The 17,654-nt window shown below is 63.2% G+C and carries 12 protein-coding genes; 9 read left to right on the forward strand and 3 right to left on the reverse strand.

The features are described 5' to 3' along the window. Position 1 precedes the first annotated feature (1 nt). From ACZ445_RS14660 to ACZ445_RS14680, 5 genes are all read left to right on the forward strand, one after another. Positions 2–1,336 carry a TolC family outer membrane protein gene (locus ACZ445_RS14660; RefSeq protein WP_058425935.1) on the forward strand — a complete coding sequence of 445 codons (1,335 nt, stop codon included), beginning with the start codon at positions 2–4 and terminating at the stop codon, positions 1,334–1,336. 30 nt (positions 1,337–1,366) lie between these two features. Next, entirely contained in the window at positions 1,367–4,324 is a 2,958-nt protein-coding gene (eprS, locus tag ACZ445_RS14665; RefSeq protein ID WP_464708590.1) for an autotransporter serine peptidase EprS, read from the forward strand. Between the two features lie 43 nt (positions 4,325–4,367). Then, the gene (locus tag ACZ445_RS14670) at positions 4,368–7,478 is read left to right on the forward strand and encodes an autotransporter domain-containing protein (RefSeq protein WP_179028710.1); all 3,111 of its coding nucleotides are present in this window, start codon (positions 4,368–4,370) and stop codon (positions 7,476–7,478) included. 87 nt (positions 7,479–7,565) lie between these two features. Beyond that, the gene (locus ACZ445_RS14675) at positions 7,566–8,996 is read left to right on the forward strand and encodes a polyurethane esterase (protein WP_058425932.1); all 1,431 of its coding nucleotides are present in this window, start codon (positions 7,566–7,568) and stop codon (positions 8,994–8,996) included. A 185-nt stretch (positions 8,997–9,181) separates the two neighbouring features. Beyond that, a complete protein-coding gene (locus ACZ445_RS14680) occupies positions 9,182–9,346 on the forward strand; it encodes a hypothetical protein (protein ID WP_179028709.1) in 165 nt (54 codons plus the stop codon). A gap of 47 nt (positions 9,347–9,393) precedes the next feature. Here the strand turns inward: ACZ445_RS14680 and ACZ445_RS14685 are convergent, their stop codons facing one another. Then, on the reverse strand, positions 9,394–9,618 hold the full coding sequence (locus tag ACZ445_RS14685) for a YgdI/YgdR family lipoprotein (RefSeq protein WP_058425931.1): 225 nt from the start codon (positions 9,616–9,618) through the stop codon (positions 9,394–9,396). A gap of 186 nt (positions 9,619–9,804) precedes the next feature. Between ACZ445_RS14685 and ACZ445_RS14690 the strand changes: the two genes are divergently transcribed. The 3 genes from ACZ445_RS14690 to ACZ445_RS14700 all read left to right on the forward strand — a co-directional run bounded on the left by ACZ445_RS14690 (position 9,805) and on the right by ACZ445_RS14700 (position 14,716). Continuing rightward, positions 9,805–11,451: a VRR-NUC domain-containing protein gene (locus ACZ445_RS14690; protein WP_179028708.1), complete on the forward strand. Its 1,647-nt coding sequence runs from the start codon at positions 9,805–9,807 to the stop codon at positions 11,449–11,451. Next, positions 11,448–13,703 carry an ATP-dependent DNA helicase gene (locus tag ACZ445_RS14695; protein WP_058425929.1) on the forward strand — a complete coding sequence of 752 codons (2,256 nt, stop codon included), beginning with the start codon at positions 11,448–11,450 and terminating at the stop codon, positions 13,701–13,703. The genes ACZ445_RS14690 and ACZ445_RS14695 overlap by 4 nt, the downstream gene beginning before the upstream one ends. 80 nt (positions 13,704–13,783) lie before the next feature. Beyond that, positions 13,784–14,716 (forward strand): alpha/beta fold hydrolase, encoded by a 933-nt coding sequence (locus ACZ445_RS14700; protein ID WP_058425928.1) that lies wholly within the window; start codon positions 13,784–13,786, stop codon positions 14,714–14,716. Here ACZ445_RS14700 and ACZ445_RS14705 read toward each other — a convergent pair. Together ACZ445_RS14705 and ACZ445_RS14710 are read right to left on the reverse strand one after the other, a co-directional pair. After that, positions 14,679–16,145 carry a sensor histidine kinase gene (locus ACZ445_RS14705; RefSeq protein WP_058425927.1) on the reverse strand — a complete coding sequence of 489 codons (1,467 nt, stop codon included), beginning with the start codon at positions 16,143–16,145 and terminating at the stop codon, positions 14,679–14,681. The genes ACZ445_RS14700 and ACZ445_RS14705 overlap by 38 nt on opposite strands. After that, positions 16,142–16,852: a response regulator transcription factor gene (locus ACZ445_RS14710; protein ID WP_058425926.1), complete on the reverse strand. Its 711-nt coding sequence runs from the start codon at positions 16,850–16,852 to the stop codon at positions 16,142–16,144. Before ACZ445_RS14710 ends, ACZ445_RS14705 begins: the two co-directional genes overlap by 4 nt. Positions 16,853–17,133: 281 nt before the next feature. On the opposite strand from ACZ445_RS14710, the gene msrB reads away from it, so the two are divergent. After that, positions 17,134–17,634 (forward strand): peptide-methionine (R)-S-oxide reductase MsrB, encoded by a 501-nt coding sequence (gene msrB / locus ACZ445_RS14715; RefSeq protein WP_464705452.1) that lies wholly within the window; start codon positions 17,134–17,136, stop codon positions 17,632–17,634. The last annotated feature ends 20 nt before the right edge of the window (positions 17,635–17,654 follow it).

Raw genomic sequence — 17,654 nt, forward strand, 5'->3', positions numbered from 1 at the left:
CATGAAACCGGTGTTTATTGCCTTGCTGTTGACCTGCGCGAGTGCCCAGGCGGCCATGGGGCCGTTCGATGTGTACGAGCAGGCCCTGCGTAACGATCCGGTGTTTCTCGGCGCGATCAAGGAGCGCGACGCCGGCCTGGAAAACCGCGCCATCGGCCGCGCCGGGCTGCTGCCCAGGCTGTCGTACAACTACAACAAGGGCCGTAATAACTCCCAGGCCACCTTGCCGGACGGGCGCGGTGGCAACTACCACGACGACCGCAACTACAACAGCTACGGCTCCACCTTCAGCCTGCAACAGCCGCTGTTCGACTACGAAGCCTACGCCAACTACCGCAAGGGCGTGGCCCAAGCGCTGTTTGCCGACGAAAGCTTTCGTGACAAGAGCCAGGCGTTGCTGGTGCGGGTGCTGACCTACTACACCCAGGCCTTGTTCGCCCAGGACCAGATCGACATCGCCCGCGCCAAGAAGAAGGCATTCGAACAGCAGTTCCAGCAGAACCGGCATTTGTTCCAGCAAGGCGAGGGCACTCGTACCGACATTCTGGAAGCCGAATCGCGTTATGAACTGGCCACCGCCGAAGAGATCCAGGCGCTGGATGAACAGGACGCCTCCTTGCGTGAACTGGGCGCCTTGATCGGCGTACAGAGCGTCGACATCCACGACCTGGCGCCGCTGAACCAGGGCTTCGCCGCGTTCACCCTGACCCCGGCCAATTACGACACCTGGCATGAGCTGGCGATCAGCAACAACCCCACGCTGGCCTCCCAGCGCCAGGCCCTGGAAGTGGCCCGTTATGAGGTGGAACGCAACCGCGCCGGGCATTTGCCCAAGGTCACCGCTTATGCCAGTTCGCGCCAGCAGGAGTCCGACAGCGGCAACACCTACAACCAGCGCTACGACACCAACACCATTGGCGTCGAAGTCAGCCTGCCGCTGTATGCCGGTGGCGGCATCTCGGCCTCTACCCGCCAGGCCAGCCGCGCCATGGAGCAGGCCGAGTACGAGCTTGAGGGCAAGACCCGCGAAACCCTGATCGAACTGCGCCGCCAGTTCAGCGCCTGCCTGTCGGGGGTGAGCAAGTTGCGCGCGTACCAGAAGGCTCTGGTGTCGGCTGAGGCGCTGGTGGTGTCGACCAGGCAAAGCATCCTCGGTGGCGAGCGGGTCAACCTCGACGCGCTGAACGCCGAACAGCAGCTCTACAGCACCCGGCGTGATCTGGCCCAGGCGCGGTATGACTACCTGATGGCCTGGACCAAGTTGCATTACTACGCGGGCAACCTGCGCGACACCGATTTGGCCAAAGTGGATGAGGCGTTCGGCCCGATGAAATAAGCCGCCCTAACAATAACAAGGAGGGTTTCAATGATCTGCGACTTACCCCGTTTCAAACCGCTTGCCGCCGGTTCCTTGCTGCTGGTGTCCGTTGCGGCGCAGGCGGCCTATACCGAGGCCGGTCAACCGGGGAACGCCGCCAGTTGGCGTTCCGCCGAGTTCCAGAGCGACTGGGGGCTGGGCCGCATGAAGGCGGATGAAGCCTACGCCGCCGGCATCACCGGTAGCGGGGTGAAGATCGGTGCGCTGGACTCAGGTTTCGATCCCGACCACCCGGAAGCCGCCAAGGATCGCTATCACGCCGTCACCGCCAATGGCATTTACGTGGATGGCCGCCCCTTCAGCACCACCGGTGCGCTCAACCCCAACAATGACTCCCACGGCACCCATGTCACCGGCACCCTGGGCGCCGCCCGCGATGGCGTCGGTATGCACGGCGTGGCCTATAACGCGCAGATTTTCGTGGGCAATACCAACGCCAACGACAGCTTTCTGTTCGGCCCGACCCCGGATCCCAAGTATTTCAAGGCGGTGTACAGCGCCCTGGTGGATTCCGGTGTGCGTGCGATCAACAACAGTTGGGGCAGCCAACCCAGGGACGTCAGCTACCAGACCCTGGGCGACCTGCACGCCGCCTACGCCCAGCATTACCACCAGGGCACCTGGCTGGACGCGGCGGCGGATGTGGCCAAGGCCGGTGTCATCAATGTCTTCAGTGCCGGCAACAGCGGTTACGCGAATGCCAGCGTGCGTTCGGCGCTGCCGTATTTCCAGCCGGAACTGGAAGGGCACTGGCTGGCGGTGTCAGGGCTGGATAAAGCCAATAACCAGAAATACAACAAATGTGGCATCGCCCAGTACTGGTGCATTTCCACGCCTGGCGCGCTGATCAACAGTACCGTTCCGGGCGGCGGCTACGGCGTGAAATCCGGCACCTCGATGTCGGCACCCCATGCCACGGGTGCGTTGGCGCTGGTGATGGAACGCTATCCCTACATGACCAACGAACAGGCGTTGCAGGTGCTGCTGACCACCGCCACGCAGCTCGATGGTTCGATCACCCAGGCGCCCAACACGACGGTGGGGTGGGGCGTGCCGGACCTGGACCGGGCGATGCGCGGGCCGGGGCAGTTACTCGGGCCGATGAACGTGAGCCTCGCGGCCGGACAGGGCGATGTCTGGAGCAATGGCATTTCCGACCAGGCCTTGCTGCAGCGCCAGGCGCAAGACGCTGCCGAGCACAGCGCCTGGCAACAGACCCTGGTCGACAAGGGCTGGCAAAACGGGGTGGGCGCCGCTGCCAGCCAGCAGGACCAGACCGATTACGCGGTCGGCACAGCACGTGACCAGGCGGCTGCGACACGGATTTATCAAGGCAGCCTGATCAAGTCCGGCGCGGGCACGCTGGTACTCGACGGCGACAGCACCTATCGCGGTGCGACCACCGTCAACGGCGGGCTGCTGGCGGTCAACGGTTCACTGACGTCTGCGGTGACCGTCAATGACAACGGCACATTGGGCGGTTCCGGACGGATCGGCGCGCTGTCGGTCAACACGGGTGGACGAGTGGCGCCGGGCAATTCGGTGGGCACCTTGCAGGTGGCGGGTGACGTGAACCTGGGCGCAGGCTCCACCTATGCGGTGGAGCTCACGCCCACCAGTAGCGACCGTATCGTCGCCGGTGGCAAGGCAATCCTCGGCGGCGGCAACGTTACCCTGGCCTTGGAAAACAGCCCGACCCTGCTCAGCGGCGCCCAGGCGCAAAGCCTGATCGGCCGCCAGTACAGCATTCTCCAGGCGGCGGGTGGCATCCAGGGGCAATTTGGCCAGGTGTTGCCCGGCTACCTGTTCCTCGGTGGCAGCCTGGGTTACGCCGCCAATGGCGTGCAATTGGACGTGGTCCGCAGCACCGCCACGTTTGCCAGCGTCGCGGCGACCCGCAACCAACGCAATGTGGCGATCGCCGCCGAGCAACTGGGCGCGGGCAACCCGGTGTATGAAAGCATTCTGCAGTCCGATTCCGTCGAGGTGGCGCAACACGGCTTGCAGCAACTGTCCGGTGAAATCTACCCGGCCATCGGCGCCATGCTGATCAACGACAGCCTGCAAGTGCGCGACGCCGTGGGCGAGCGCTTGCGCCACGTGCCGGTCACTGCTGAAAGCAACCTGTGGCTCAAGGCACTCGGTGCCTGGGGCAAGCGCGACAGCCGCAGCGAAACGGCGGGTTCCACCACGTCCCTCGGTGGCCTGCTGGGCGGCGTCGATGGTGCGCTGGATGAACAGACGCGCGTGGGCCTGGTCGCCGGTTACAGCGACAGCTCATTGAATATGGGCAGCGGCACGCAGGCCTCGGCATCCATCGACAGCTATCACCTCGGCGCGTATGTCGGGCGCGAGCTGGGTGATTGGCGCATCAGTGCCGGTGGCGCCTACAGCTGGCATCGCGGTGACGTGACGCGCGACCTGCACTACGGCGCCGTCAGCGGCAAGCAGAAAGCCAAACTGGAGGCGCGCACGGCGCAACTGTTCTCCGAAGCAGCCTACCGGATCAACCTGCAACCTTTGGCCCTGGAGCCGTTCGCCAACCTGGCCTATGTGCACCTGGACAGTGACGGCATCCACGAAAAAGGCGACGCCGCCGCCCTTGAGCGTGGCCGTGATCGGCGAGACGCCGTGCTCGGCACCCTTGGCATGCGTGCGTTGAAAACCATTGCCCTGAACGACCACCAGCCACTGCAGCTTTCCGCTTCGCTGGGCTGGCAACACAGCCTCACCGCCGTCGAATCCGCAGAACACCTGGCGTTTGTCGCCGGTGGGCCGTCATTTGCGGTGGACAGTTCGCCGTTGCTGCGCGACGCCGCGCTGGTCGGCGTGCAGGCCAGCCTGGCGTTGAGCCCCGCCATGCGGGTCAACCTTGATTACAACGGCCAATTGGGTGGACGGGAGAACACCCAGGGGGTGGGGCTGAGCCTCAACTGGCAGTTCTGAAGCGACTTACACACGTTCAATAAGAAAACTAAGGAAGGTCAGCGTGAACAAACGCAAGTCAGGGTTAACAACCGCCATCCACACCGCCTTGGGCTACCCGCTCAACGCGACCCGCAGCGCGCCATACGGTGCCTTGCTGTGCTGCCTGGCAAGCCTGGGAACCGCCCAGGCCGCACCCTATGTGGAAACCGGCAAGCTGGGTGACGCCGCCAGCTGGCGCAGCACTGAATTCAAGGCCGACTGGGGCCTGGGCGCCGTGCATGCCGACGCCGCGTATGCCGCGGGCTATACCGGCAAAGGGGTCAAGCTGGGGATCTTCGACCAGCCGGTGTACGCCCAGCATCCGGAGTTCGCCAGCCCCGGCAAAGTCGTGACGATTGTCACTGAGGGCATCCGCCAGTACACCGACCCGTATATCCCGGTAAAGGCCGGCGATGCGTTTCGTTATGACGGCACGCCGTCGCTGGGCTCCAACGGCAAGCTGGGCAACCACGGCACCCATGTCGGCGGTATCGCCGCGGGCAATCGCGATGGCGGGCCGATGCATGGCGTGGCCTTCGATGCGCAAATCATCAGCGCCGAGAACGGCGACCCGGGCCCGGAAGACGGCATCATCCTCGGTAACGACGGTGCAGTGTACAAAGCCGGTTGGGACGCGTTGGTCGCCAGCGGTGCGCGGATCATCAACAACAGTTGGGGCATCGGCATCGGCGACCCATACGCCCAGGGCGGACGCGACCCGGCGTTCCCGAATTTCACGGTCAATGAAGCGCAGGCGCAGTTCAATAACATCCGGCCGATCCTCGGTACGCTCGCCGGGGGCGCCTACCAGGGCGCCATCGACGCGGCCCGCAGCGGCGTGCTGACCATCTTCGCCGCCGGCAACGACTACAACCGCAACAACCCGGACGCGATTTCCGGGCTGGCGTACTTTGTGCCCGAGATTGCGCCCAACTGGCTGTCCGTCGCGGCCTTGCAACAGAACCCGGACACTGCCAGCGCCGACCCGTATGTGATCAGTACGTTTTCCTCGCGTTGCGGCTATGCGGCGAGCTTCTGCGTGTCGGCGCCCGGTACCCGGATCTACAGTTCGGTCATCAATGGCACCAACCTGGACAACCTCACCACCGACTATGCCAACTTCAACGGCACCTCCATGGCCGCGCCCCATGTGGCCGGCAGCGCGGCCGTGCTGATGCAGCGTTTTGCGTACATGAGCGGCGACCAGATCTCGACACTGCTCAAAACCACCGCCACCGACCTCGGCGCACCGGGCATCGACGCGCTGTACGGCTGGGGCATGATCAACCTGGGCAAGGCGATCAATGGCCCGGGCATGTTTGTCACGGCCGAGGACATCCCGGCCGAGTTTCGCATCGACGGCGCCTATGGCAGTGGCCAGTTTGTCGCGGATTTGCCGGGTGTGGGCGCATTGGTCGATGCCGGCAAGCCGACGCAGCGGCTGTGCAACGATGTGCATTGCGGGCTGGATGTGTGGAGCAATGACATCGGCGGACACGGCGGCTTGACCAAACAAGGTATCGGCACCCTGGTACTCACCGGCACCAACTCCTACAGCGGCCCGACGCTGGTCAACCAGGGCCTGCTGGCCATCAATGGCTCGGTCATTTCGAACGTCACCGTCAGCCAGAGTGGGGTGGTTGGCGGGAGCGGGCGCATCGGTTCGCTGTTGGCGAAAAACGGCGGCACCGTAGCGCCGGGCAATTCCATCGGCACGCTGAACGTGGCCGGGGATGTCACCTTCGAACCCGGGTCGACCTATGCCGTGGAGCTGTCGCCGACCAACAGCGATAGCATTGTGGCGGGAGGCACTGCCACCTTGAACGGCGGCACGGTGACCCTCGCGCTGGAAAACAGCCCGACCCTGCTCAGCGGTGCCCAGGCGCAAAGCCTGATCGGGCGCCAGTACAACATCCTGCAAGCCGCCGGCGGCATTACCGGCAGCTTTGGCGCGGTGCTGCCCAACTACCTGTTCCTTGGCGGTAACCTGAACTACGCGGCCAACGGCGTGCAACTGGACGTGGCGCGTAACGCCAACAGTTTTGCCAGCGTGGGCGTCACGGATAACCAGCGCGCCGTGGCCAGCGCCGCCGAGCAGTTGGGCGCGGGCAACGCCGTGTATGAAAGCCTGTTGTTGGCGCCGAACGCGGCATCGGCGCAAGGGGCTTTCCAGCAGCTGTCGGGGGAAATCTACCCGGCATTGGAAACGGCCTTGGTCAATGACAGCCGCTATGTGCGTGAAGCCGTGGGCGAGCGCTTGCGCAATGGCGAGATGGGCGCGCCCAGCGAGACGCTCGACAGCCGTGGCAACGTGTGGGTGAAGGCCCTGGGCGCCTGGGGCAAGACCGACAGCCGCGGCGATACGGCCGGCTACACCACGTCCGTCGGCGGCATGCTCGCCGGGGTGGACGGTGCGCTCGACGAGTCCACGCGCATCGGTCTGGTCGCCGGTTACAGCGACACGTCACTCAACATGGGCAGCGGTACCCATTCCCGTGCTTCGGTCGACAGTTACCATTTCGGCGCCTATGCCGGGCATGAGATCGGCGCCTGGCGCCTGAGCGGCGGCGCGGCCTACAGCTGGCACCGCGCAGACGTGAAACGTGACCTGCAATACGGCGATGTTTCAGGCAAGCAGAAAGCCAAGGTGGATGCACGCAGCACCCAGGTGTTCACCGAAGCAGCCTACCGGCTCAACCTGCAACCACTGGCCCTGGAGCCGTTCGCCAACCTGGCCTACGTGCACCTGGACAGCGATGGCGTTACCGAAAAAGGTGACGCGGCCGCGCTGAAAAGTCGCGACGACAGCCGCGACCTGGTGCTGAGCACCCTGGGTATGCGGGCCTTGAAAACCTTCAATGTGAATGACCACCAGCAACTGGCGGTGTCCGGCACCCTGGGCTGGCAGCACAACCTCAGCAGCACCGACTCCGAGCAACGCCTGGAGTTTGCCTCGGGCGGTCCGACGTTTGCGGTGGAAAGTGCGCCGATGGTGCGTGACGCGGCGCTGGTTGGGGCGCGGGTAAGCCTGGCGCTGAGCAAGGAGGCGCGAGTGAACTTTGACTACAACGGCCTGCTGGCCAGCAAAGAAAAAGTCCATGGCGTGGGCTTGAGCCTGGACTGGGCGTTCTGATGGTTTAGCGACCTTTGCGGGTGCCGGCATACCGGCACCCGCAGGTTTGGCTTTCTCGACAACTCCAACAACAGAGAGGCACTACCCATGGGTATCTTTGACTATAAAAACCTCGGCACCGAAGGATCCAAAGCGTTGTTCGCCGATGCGATGGCGATCACGTTGTACACCTATCACAACCTGGATAACGGCTTTGCCGTGGGTTACCAACACAATGGCCTGGGGCTGGGCCTACCGGCCACGTTGGTCGGGGCGTTGCTCGGCAGCACGGATTCACAGGGGGTGATCCCCGGCATTCCGTGGAACCCGGATTCGGAAAAAGCCGCCCTGGACGCGGTGCAAAAGGCCGGTTGGACGCCGATCAGCGCCAGCGCCCTGGGCTACGGTGGCAAGGTCGATGCGCGAGGTACGTTCTTCGGTGAAAAGGCCGGCTACACCACGGCCCAGGTCGAGGTGCTGGGCAAGTACGATGACGCCGGGAAGCTGCTGGAAATCGGCATCGGTTTTCGCGGCACCTCCGGCCCACGGGAAACCTTGATCAGCGACTCCATCGGCGACCTGGTCAGCGACCTGCTGGCGGCACTGGGGCCCAAGGACTACGCGAAGAACTACGCCGGAGAAGCTTTTGGCGGCTTGCTCAAGAATGTCGCCGACTATGCCAGCGCCCATGGCCTGAGCGGCAAGGACGTGGTGGTCAGCGGGCACAGCCTGGGTGGGTTGGCGGTCAACAGCATGGCCGACCTGAGCAACAGCAAATGGTCCGGCTTCTACAAGGACGCCAACTACGTGGCCTATGCGTCGCCGACCCAGAGTGCCGGCGACAAGGTGCTCAACATCGGCTACGAAAACGACCCGGTATTCCGGGCGCTGGATGGCTCGTCCTTCAACCTGTCGTCCCTGGGCGTGCACGACAAACCCCATGAGTCGACCACCGACAATATCGTCAGCTTCAACGACCACTATGCGTCGACGCTATGGAATGTGATGCCGTTTTCCATCGTTAATCTGCCGACCTGGATCTCGCACCTGCCCACCGGCTATGGCGATGGCATGACGCGCATCCTCGAATCGGGCTTCTACGAGCAGATGACCCGCGATTCCACGGTAATCGTCGCCAACCTGTCCGACCCGGCACGGGCCAACACCTGGGTGCAGGACCTCAACCGCAATGCCGAGCCGCACAAAGGGAATACCTTCATCATCGGTAGCGACGGCAATGACCTGATCCAGGGCGGCAAGGGCGCGGACTTTATCGAGGGGGGGAAGGGCAATGACACGATCCGCGATAACAGTGGGCACAACACTTTTTTGTTCAGCGGCCACTTCGGCACCGATCGGGTGATCGGCTATCAAACCACGGACAAGTTGCTGTTCAAGGATGTGGAAGGCAGCACCGACCTGCGTGACCATGCAAAAGTGGTCGGCGCGGATACGGTGCTCACTTTTGGCGCCGACTCGGTGACTTTGGTGGGCGTCGGGCATGGCGGCCTGTGGGCGGACGGCGTCAGCATCGGCTGATCAATGCCGATGCTGCCCCCCACCAGCTATCACCCGGTAAGGCCTGTGGTATCGGTTACACGCAGCGGCGTGGAAAATCCTTCGGTAAATAAATATCTAACTATTTGTTGCGACGGATCGCCCGGTACGCCTGCGTTTAACGATCAAGCGAGCCGTTTCGCGTGATGACGTGGGAGGAACCGAGCATGTCCCGATTGCGATTGTTGCTGTGCGCCCTGGTACTGCTGGGGTTGGGTGGGTGTGCGGTGTACCCGGCGTATTCGGGCCCGTGCTGCTATCACCCGTACTACCACTCGTACTATTACCATCCCTACTATCACCCGTATTACCACCCGTATTACCGGTATTGACCGGGCGACAATGCAAAAAAAGCCCCGCACTGCGGGGCTTTTCATTGTTATTTTTCTTTGATCACCGTCGCGACATCGGAAGCCTTGACCCGTACCCGCTTACCGGCGATGTCGGTGAATTCGTAGAAGCCATCGGCGGTCTTGGCGTTTGGGGTGTCCTTGGTCAAATACTGTGTGCCATTTTGCAGCGTCACTACGGTTTGCGTCGCGCAACCGGCCAATACCAGAAATGTGAGTGCAACCAGCGGCAGACCCAAATTCTTCATGTTCATAACCCTTACCTTGACCTTGAAAAGTCCCGCGCCAGAGGCGGCGGGCGACAAATGTTACGCCATCGATTCTCCCATCTGATCACTTTTATACAAAAAGTTGCAGGTGCCATTTATCTATTACCGATTGCAACAGGGCATTTGGAGCGGCACTCTGTATGCATAACCAGTATTCGATCAGCGCGTGAAATGGCCAATCCCCTCGACGATCCCCTGTATTACCTGCATAACTTCCGCCAAGTGCTGCTCTGGCTGGAGCAGCGCTATGCCGATTTGCTCGACGCGGACGAACAGCTTTTTATTCAGCAATTTGACAGGTTGCCGCAGGCGTCCCAGGCGCTTTTGGTGCGCATGGTGATGCGCAAGGGTGTGCACTTTCGTGCGGGCAAGCTCAATTACCTGGAGATTGGTTGCCCCCACGCCGCTGCCGGGCCGCTGATGGAACTGGGGTGGGTGGACGATCAGTACCTGCTGGCCTTTGACGAGCTGTTCGCCGTGCTGCAAAAAGGTGAAATCCTGGCCGCTTTCAAACCCTGGATCGACCAGCCCAAAGGCAAGAAAACCGATTGGCTGGAAGGGCTGTCGGCACAATTCATGGACAGCCGCAGCTTTGCCACCTGGTGCCCCGACCTGGCCGACAGGTTGTTCAGCCTTACTGTGATGGAACTGTGCGACCGTCTGCGCCTGATGTTCTTCGGTAACCTGCATCAGGACTGGTCCGAGTTCGTGTTGGCCGACCTGGGCATCTACACCTATGAAAAAGTCGAGTTCTGCGCCGAATCCCGGGGTTTGCGCCACCGTCACGACGTGCAGGGGTATCTGTTCCTGCACCACTGCCAGAAGGCGTACGAGGCCGGTGAGCCGCTGGAAGATGTACTGGCCGGGATTGCCACGCTGGACACCGATAACCCCTGGCTGGAAAAACGCCGCGCCAAGTTGTTGTTCCAGATGGGGCAATATTGCGAGCGCACTGCCGAGTTGGCCCTGGCGGAGCGGATTTACCGGAACTGCGCCTACCCCGGTGCCCGCTCACGGCTGATCCGCGTGCTGGAACGCCAGCAGGACTACACCCAGGCCATGGCCCTGGCGAACGCCGCCCGACAGGCCCCGGAAAGCGCCGCCGAACAGCAGCACGTGTTGCGTGTCATCCCACGCCTGCGCCGCAAACTCGGCGAGCCGGCATTGCCCAAGGTCAAGCCACGGCCGGTCACGCGCCTGGACCTGGCCCTCGCGCTGCCGGAACCCTTGATGTCGGTGGAGTACTGCGTGCAGGCGCACCTCAGCGAGCCGGATGGGCCGGTGCACTACGTGGAAAACGGCCTGATCAATTCGCTGTTCGGCCTGCTGTGCTGGGAGGTGATTTTTGCGCCGTTGCCGGGTTCGTTCTTCCACCCGTTCCAGCGCGGCCCTGCCGACCTGCACAGCGCGGATTTTCACCAGCGCCGTGCGCCGCTGTTCGCCGCGTGTTTCGAGCAACTGCAGGATGAGCGCTACAAAACCATTATCCGCCAACGCTACCGCGACAAATGGGGGATCCAGTCGCCCTTCGTGTTCTGGAACCTGCTCAGCGAAGAGCTGCTGGAGCAGGCGCTGGCCTGTTTGCCCGCCGATCACCTGCGCTACTGGTTCGAGCGGCTGCTGCTGGACATCCGCGCCAATCGCGCCGGCATGCCCGACCTGATCCAGTTCTGGCCTGCGCAAAAGACCTACCGCATGATCGAGGTGAAAGGCCCCGGCGATCGCCTGCAAGACAACCAACTGCGCTGGCTGGAGTTCTGCGGCGAGTACCAGATGCCGGTGACGGTCTGCTATGTGCGCTGGGCACCACCCGCTTGAGCTACACCGTGGCGGTGCGGGCGCTGTGCGAGTTCACGGCCAAGGTCGGTGACCTCGACCTGCGCTTTACGCCGTCACCGAGCGCCCAGGAAGGCATCGCCGGCCACCGCACCGTGGCCTCGCGGCGCAGCCAGCACTACCAGAATGAAGTGGCGCTGGAGGGGCACTACCAGCAGCTCACGGTGCGGGGCAGGGCGGACGGCTATGACCCGGATGCCAACCGCCTGGAAGAAGTCAAAACCTATCGTGGCGACCTCGACGCCCAGCCTGCCAACCATCGGCAATTGCACTGGGCTCAGGTCAAGGTGTATGGCTGGTTGATGTGCCAGAAACTCGGGCTCGCGGAGATCGACCTGGCGCTGGTGTACTTCGATATCGTCGGTGAAGGTGAGACGCTGCTCAATCAACGCTTCCACGCCAACGACCTGGAAGCGTTCTTCACCCAGCAATGCGCGCTGTTCCTCGGTTGGGCCGAGCAGGAAATGCAGCACCGCGCAGCGCGCAACGCCGCTGCGCAAACCCTGGCGTTCCCCCATGCGGATTTTCGCCCTGGCCAGCGTTCACTGGCCGAGTCGGTGTACAAGGCGGTCAGCACCGGCCGCTGCCTGATGGCTCAGGCACCGACCGGCATCGGCAAGACCATCGGCACGATTTTCCCGTTGCTCAAGGCCCTGGCGCCCCAGCAACTGGACACGTTGTTCTTCCTCACCGCAAAGACTCCCGGCCGCAAACTCGCCCTGGACGCCGCCCAAGTGCTGTATGCCAGCAGCCCTGGCTTGCCACTGCGCGTGCTGGAACTGGTGGCGCGGGACAAAGCCTGCGAACACCTGGACAAAGCCTGTCACGGCGAGTCCTGCCCGTTGGCCAAGGGCTTCTACGACCGCTTGCCCGCCGCGCGCATCGCCGCGTCCAAGGTGCGCCTGCTCGACCAGCGCAACCTGCGTGACGTGGCCCTGGCCCATCAGGTCTGTCCGTACTACCTGAGCCAGGAAATGGCGCGCTGGGCCGACCTGGTGGTCGCTGACTACAACTACTACTTCGACTTTGGCGCCATGCTGTTCGGCCTGGCCCAGCTCAACCAATGGCGCGCGGCGGTGCTGGTGGACGAGGCGCACAACCTGGTTGAGCGGGCGCGTTCGATGTACAGCGCCAGCCTCGACCAGTACCACCTCAAGACCCTGCGCGACAGCGCCCCGGAGCCGTTGAAGAAACCCTTGCAGCGCCTCAACCGTGAGTGGAACGCGTTGCACAAGGACCAGCTCGCGCCGTACCAGGCCTACGCCGCCCGCCCGGAAAAACTGCTGCAGGCCCTGAGCCTGTGCGCCAGCGCCATGGGCGAATACTTCAACGAGCATCCCGAGTCCCTCAGCGGCGACCTGCAAACCTTCTACTTCGACGTACTGCAATTTGCCAAGGTGGCCGAGCTGTTCAACGAGCACTTCATTTTCGACATCAGCAAGCGCCAGCTCAGCGGCAAACGCAGCAGTTCCACCCTGTGCCTGCGCAATGTGGTGCCCGCCGAATTCATCCGCCCACGGCTGACCGCCGCCCGTAGCAGCGTGCTGTTTTCCGCGACCCTGAGCCCCCGGCATTACTATGCCGACCTGCTGGGCCTGCCGGCCGACACCGCCTGGGTCGATGTAGAGTCACCGTTCAAGGCCGAGCAGCTGCAAGTGCGCATCGTCGCTGAAATCTCCACGCGCTTTGTGCACCGCCAGGCCTCGCTGGAGCCTATCGTCGAGCTGATTGCCCGCCAGTACACGCAACAACCGGGCAACTACCTGGCGTTTTTCTCAAGCTTCGATTACCTGCAACAGGTCGCGCAGTTGCTGGCCGAGCGACACCCGCGGATCGTGCTGTGGCAACAGTCACGCGGCATGGCCGAGGCCGAGCGCCAGGCGTTCCTCGACCAGTTCACCGAGCACAGCCAGGGCATCGGCTTTGCCGTGCTGGGCGGCGCATTTGGCGAGGGCATCGATCTGCCGGGGGCACGCTTGATCGGTGCGTTTATTGCCACCCTCGGGTTGCCGCAACTGAACCCGGTCAATGAACAGATGAAGCTGCGCATGGGTGCGATATTCGGCGCGGGCTACGACTACACCTACCTGTATCCCGGCCTGCAGAAAGTGGTGCAGGCGGCGGGTAGGGTGATCCGCAGCCAGCAGGACCGTGGCGTGGTAATGCTGATCGATGACCGTTTCGGTGAAGGATGGGTACGCCAGTTGTTGCCGCGCTGGTGGGCGCTGGCGTGAGTTATTCCTGCCATCAATGATGCTGGCGCCTGGGCCGGTAATCGCGCACGCTGGCAAAAACCTTGAAGAAGGCGATGCCCATGAGCCAGCAGATCATCAGCGTCAACGGTATTGAGTTGAGTGTCCACATTGCCGGCCCTGACCAGGGCACGCCGATCTGGCTACTGCACGGTTTCCCGGAGTGCTGGCACTCCTGGCGCGAGCAGATTCCCGCACTGGGGTCGGCGGGCTATCGGGTATTTGCCCCGCAAATGCGTGGCTATGGCCAGACCAGCGCACCGGCCGAGGTCGCCGCTTACGACGTGCTGACGCTATGCGGCGATATCCAGCAGGCCATGGATTACTTCGGTCATAGCCAGGTGGTGATGGTTGGCCATGACTGGGGCGCGGTCGTCGCCTGGCACCTGGCGTTGCTCGAACCTGATCGGGTCACGCGCCTGATCACGATGTCGGTGCCTTTTGCCGGGCGAGCGCGGCGGCCGGTGATTGAAATCATGCGTGAGCTGTACGCCGACCGTTTCAACTACATCCTGTATTTCCAGGAACCCGGCGTTGCCGAGCAGGAACTGAACGCCGATATCGAACGCACATTGCGGCTGTTCATGCAGGATCAGGATGTATTTCTGCAAAGGAAACCGGCGAATGCCAGGTTGCTTGAAGGCGTTCCAGCCCCCGGCGCGTTGCCACACTGGTGTTCCCAGGCAGACCTCGACGTCTACGTGCAAACCTTCACCGAGCAGGGGTTTCGCGGCCCGTTGAACTGGTATCGCAACTTCGAACGCAACTGGCAACGCACAGAACACCTGGCGGGCAGGCAGGTGCTGCAACCCACGCTGTTCCTGATTGGCGACCGCGACCCGGTCGGGGTATTCGAGGCGCATACGCTCAAGCGCATGCCAGACACCGTGCCTCAGCTGGAGCAGCACGTGCTGCCCAACTGCGGCCACTGGATCCAGAACGAGCAGGGGCAACAGGTCAACGCGCTGATGCTCGGGTTTCTAGGCAAAACGTAAAGGTTGCACCGCGGCCGGGGCGGTCCACCAGGCTGATGCTGCGCCCGTGCAATTGCAGGATACGGTGCACGATGCGCAGGCCCAGGCCGCCGTCGCGCCGAGCGCCGCCGATGGTAAAGGCACGCAGGAACAAGCCTTCGCGTAATTCGGCGTCGATGCCAGGCCCGCTGTCGCTGACCGTGACCGCTACCGTGTGTGCTTGAGGCGACAGAATGACCTCGATTTCGCCGTTCACCGGTGTGTGCCGCAGGGCATTGTCCAGCAGGTTGGTCAGCACCCGTTCGATCAGCCCCAGGTCTGCCTGCACCGTCGGCACCTGCGGCGGCAGGCTCGCCGTCAGCGTGATGCCGCGCGCTTCGGCGGTCAGTTCGAATTTCTGGAAGATGTCCTGCACCAGGTCCGGCAATGAAAAACCTTCGATCACCGGCTGCACAAAGCCATGCTCCAGGCGCACCAGTTCCAGCAGCGATTGGGCCAGGCCGCCGACTTTGCGGCTCTGGTCCAGGGCGATACCGAGGTAGCGGCGGCGCTCTTCAGGGCTGAGGCTGGCATCCTTGAGCGACAGGGTTTCCAGGTAACCGTGCAACGAGGCCAGCGGTGTGCGCAGGTCATGGGAGATATTCGCGACCATTTCCCGGCGTTCCTGGTCCTGGTGGGTGATGGCGCGCCACTGTTCGCCCAGGCGGTTTTCCATTTGCACGAAGGCGTGGTCCAGCACGGCGATTTCATCGCCGCTGGCGAGTGGCACGGCGACGGACTCCGCCGGTTTGGGCGCGCCATTGATGTCGAACTGACCAACCTTGTCGGTGAGTTGACGCAGCGGCCGTGTGATCCAGGCAAATGCGATCAGGCCGGCCATCAGGCAGAGCAGGGCGACCAGGCCGATGGACCACAGGGCAATCTTCAAGGCCATGCCCGTGGCGTCCTTGGCGTCGTATTCATCGTGGGCTTCACCGAGCAGCACCACATACAGGAACCCGGTCTGCTTACCGCCGGCCATGAGGGGCGCGGCGCTGAACACCTTGCGCCCATCGACGCTGCGCGGGTCGTCCCCGAGGATCGGCAGCATGAAGCCCGCGAGGAAGCGCCGGATGGGCGCCAGGTCGACCTTGTCGCGCAGCAGGTGGCCACTGGGTGCGGCATTGCCGACCACGCGACCGTCGATATCGAGCAGGTACACCTCGACGCTGGGGTTGACCAGCATCAACTGGCTGAACAGGTTGCGCACGGCGTCGGGCTTGAGGCCGTCGGCGTCCATCAATTGGGTGTCGCGGGCAATGTGCGCCGCGAGATCGCGGGACAGGCCTTGCACTACCTCCAGCTCGTGCATGTGGTTGGAACGCACCTGCAGCCACGCCGACGTGCCGCTGCAGATCAACAGCAAAACCGCGAACACCAGGGACAGGCGCTGGGTGAGGGTGAGCTTCATGGCGGGCTCTCGGCAAACTTGTAGCCACGGCCCCACACCGTGAGGATACGCGCCGGGTTGGCCGGGTCGGCTTCGACCTTGGCCCGCAGGCGGTTGATGTGGGTGTTGACCGTGTGTTCATAGCCTTCGTGGCTGTAGCCCCACACCGCGTTGAGCAAGTCCATTCGCGAGAACACTTTGCCCGGCTGGCGTGCAAAGAAGTACAGCAGGTCGAATTCCCGTGGGGTGAGGTCCAGGCGCTGGCCTTGCAACGTGGCGTCGCGGGTCAGCGGGTTGATGAACAATTGACCGAGGTCGAGGCTGCCGGCGTCCATCTTCAGGTTGCGCGCCATGGCGTCGACCCGGCGCAGCAACGCTTTCACGCGGGCCACCAGTTCCGGCATGGAAAACGGCTTGGCCAGGTAATCATCCGCGCCCAGCTCCAGGCCGAGGATGCGGTGCAGTTCGCTGGAGCGTGCACTGGTGATGATGATCGGGGTGTAGCGCGTCATGGCACGGGCGCGCCGGCAGATCTCCAGGCCATCGACGCCGGGCAGCATCAGGTCGAGGATCAGCGCATCCCAGCCGCCTTGCTCCAGCAGGCGCAGGCCTTCGTTGCCATCGGCGCTGTGCACCACCTCGAACTGTTCGTCACGCAGGTGCAGGCAGATCAGGTCGGCGATATGCGCATCGTCCTCGACCACCAGGACACGTTTTGGCTGATCCATGTAAGAGAAACCTTTGCTTGTAGTTCGCGCATTGTGCGGCTTTTGCAACAGTGTAGTTATCACGAATTGTTTAACTCTGCGTGAGGATTCCGCGACCGGCGAACGCGCAGGATGACCTCATTGCTTGTCGCGCAAAAGAAACCTGTGGTGAGCGGGCTTGCCCCGCGCTGGAGTGCGCAGCGCTCCCGTTTTTTTGGGGCCGCTACGCAGCCCAGCGCGAGCCAGCTCGCTCACTACAGGACTATCGCTAGCCATCAGGCCTATGTAGTTAGGAGAAGCTCATGTACTCACGCCGACAAATACTCCTGGCCAGTGGCGGCCTGGGTGTCGCCGTCCTGGCGGGCGGCCTGCTCAAGCAACTCAATAGGGTCGCTGACGCCGAAGCCGCCGAAACCTTCGAGGTCAGCCACACCGACGCGCAATGGCACAGCCTGCTCACCGACGAGCAATACGCCATCCTGCGCGAAGAGGGCACCGAACGCCCGTACAGCAGCGCGCTCAACGATGAACACCGCGCCGGCACCTTCGCCTGTGCCGGTTGCGCGCTGCCGCTGTTTGCCTCGGCCACCAAGTTCAACAGCCACACCGGCTGGCCGAGTTTCTGGCAGCAGCTGGAGAACGCGGTGGCCAGCCGTACCGATACGTCCTACGGCGTGCTGCGCAAGGAAATCCACTGCCGTCGCTGTGGTGGCCACCAGGGGCACGTGTTCGATGACGGCCCGCCACCCACCGGCCTGCGCTACTGCATGAACGGCGCCGCCATGACGTTCACGGCGGCGTAAGCCAATGTCTTTTTCCTATA

This window comes from Pseudomonas allii (genome assembly GCF_055380095.1).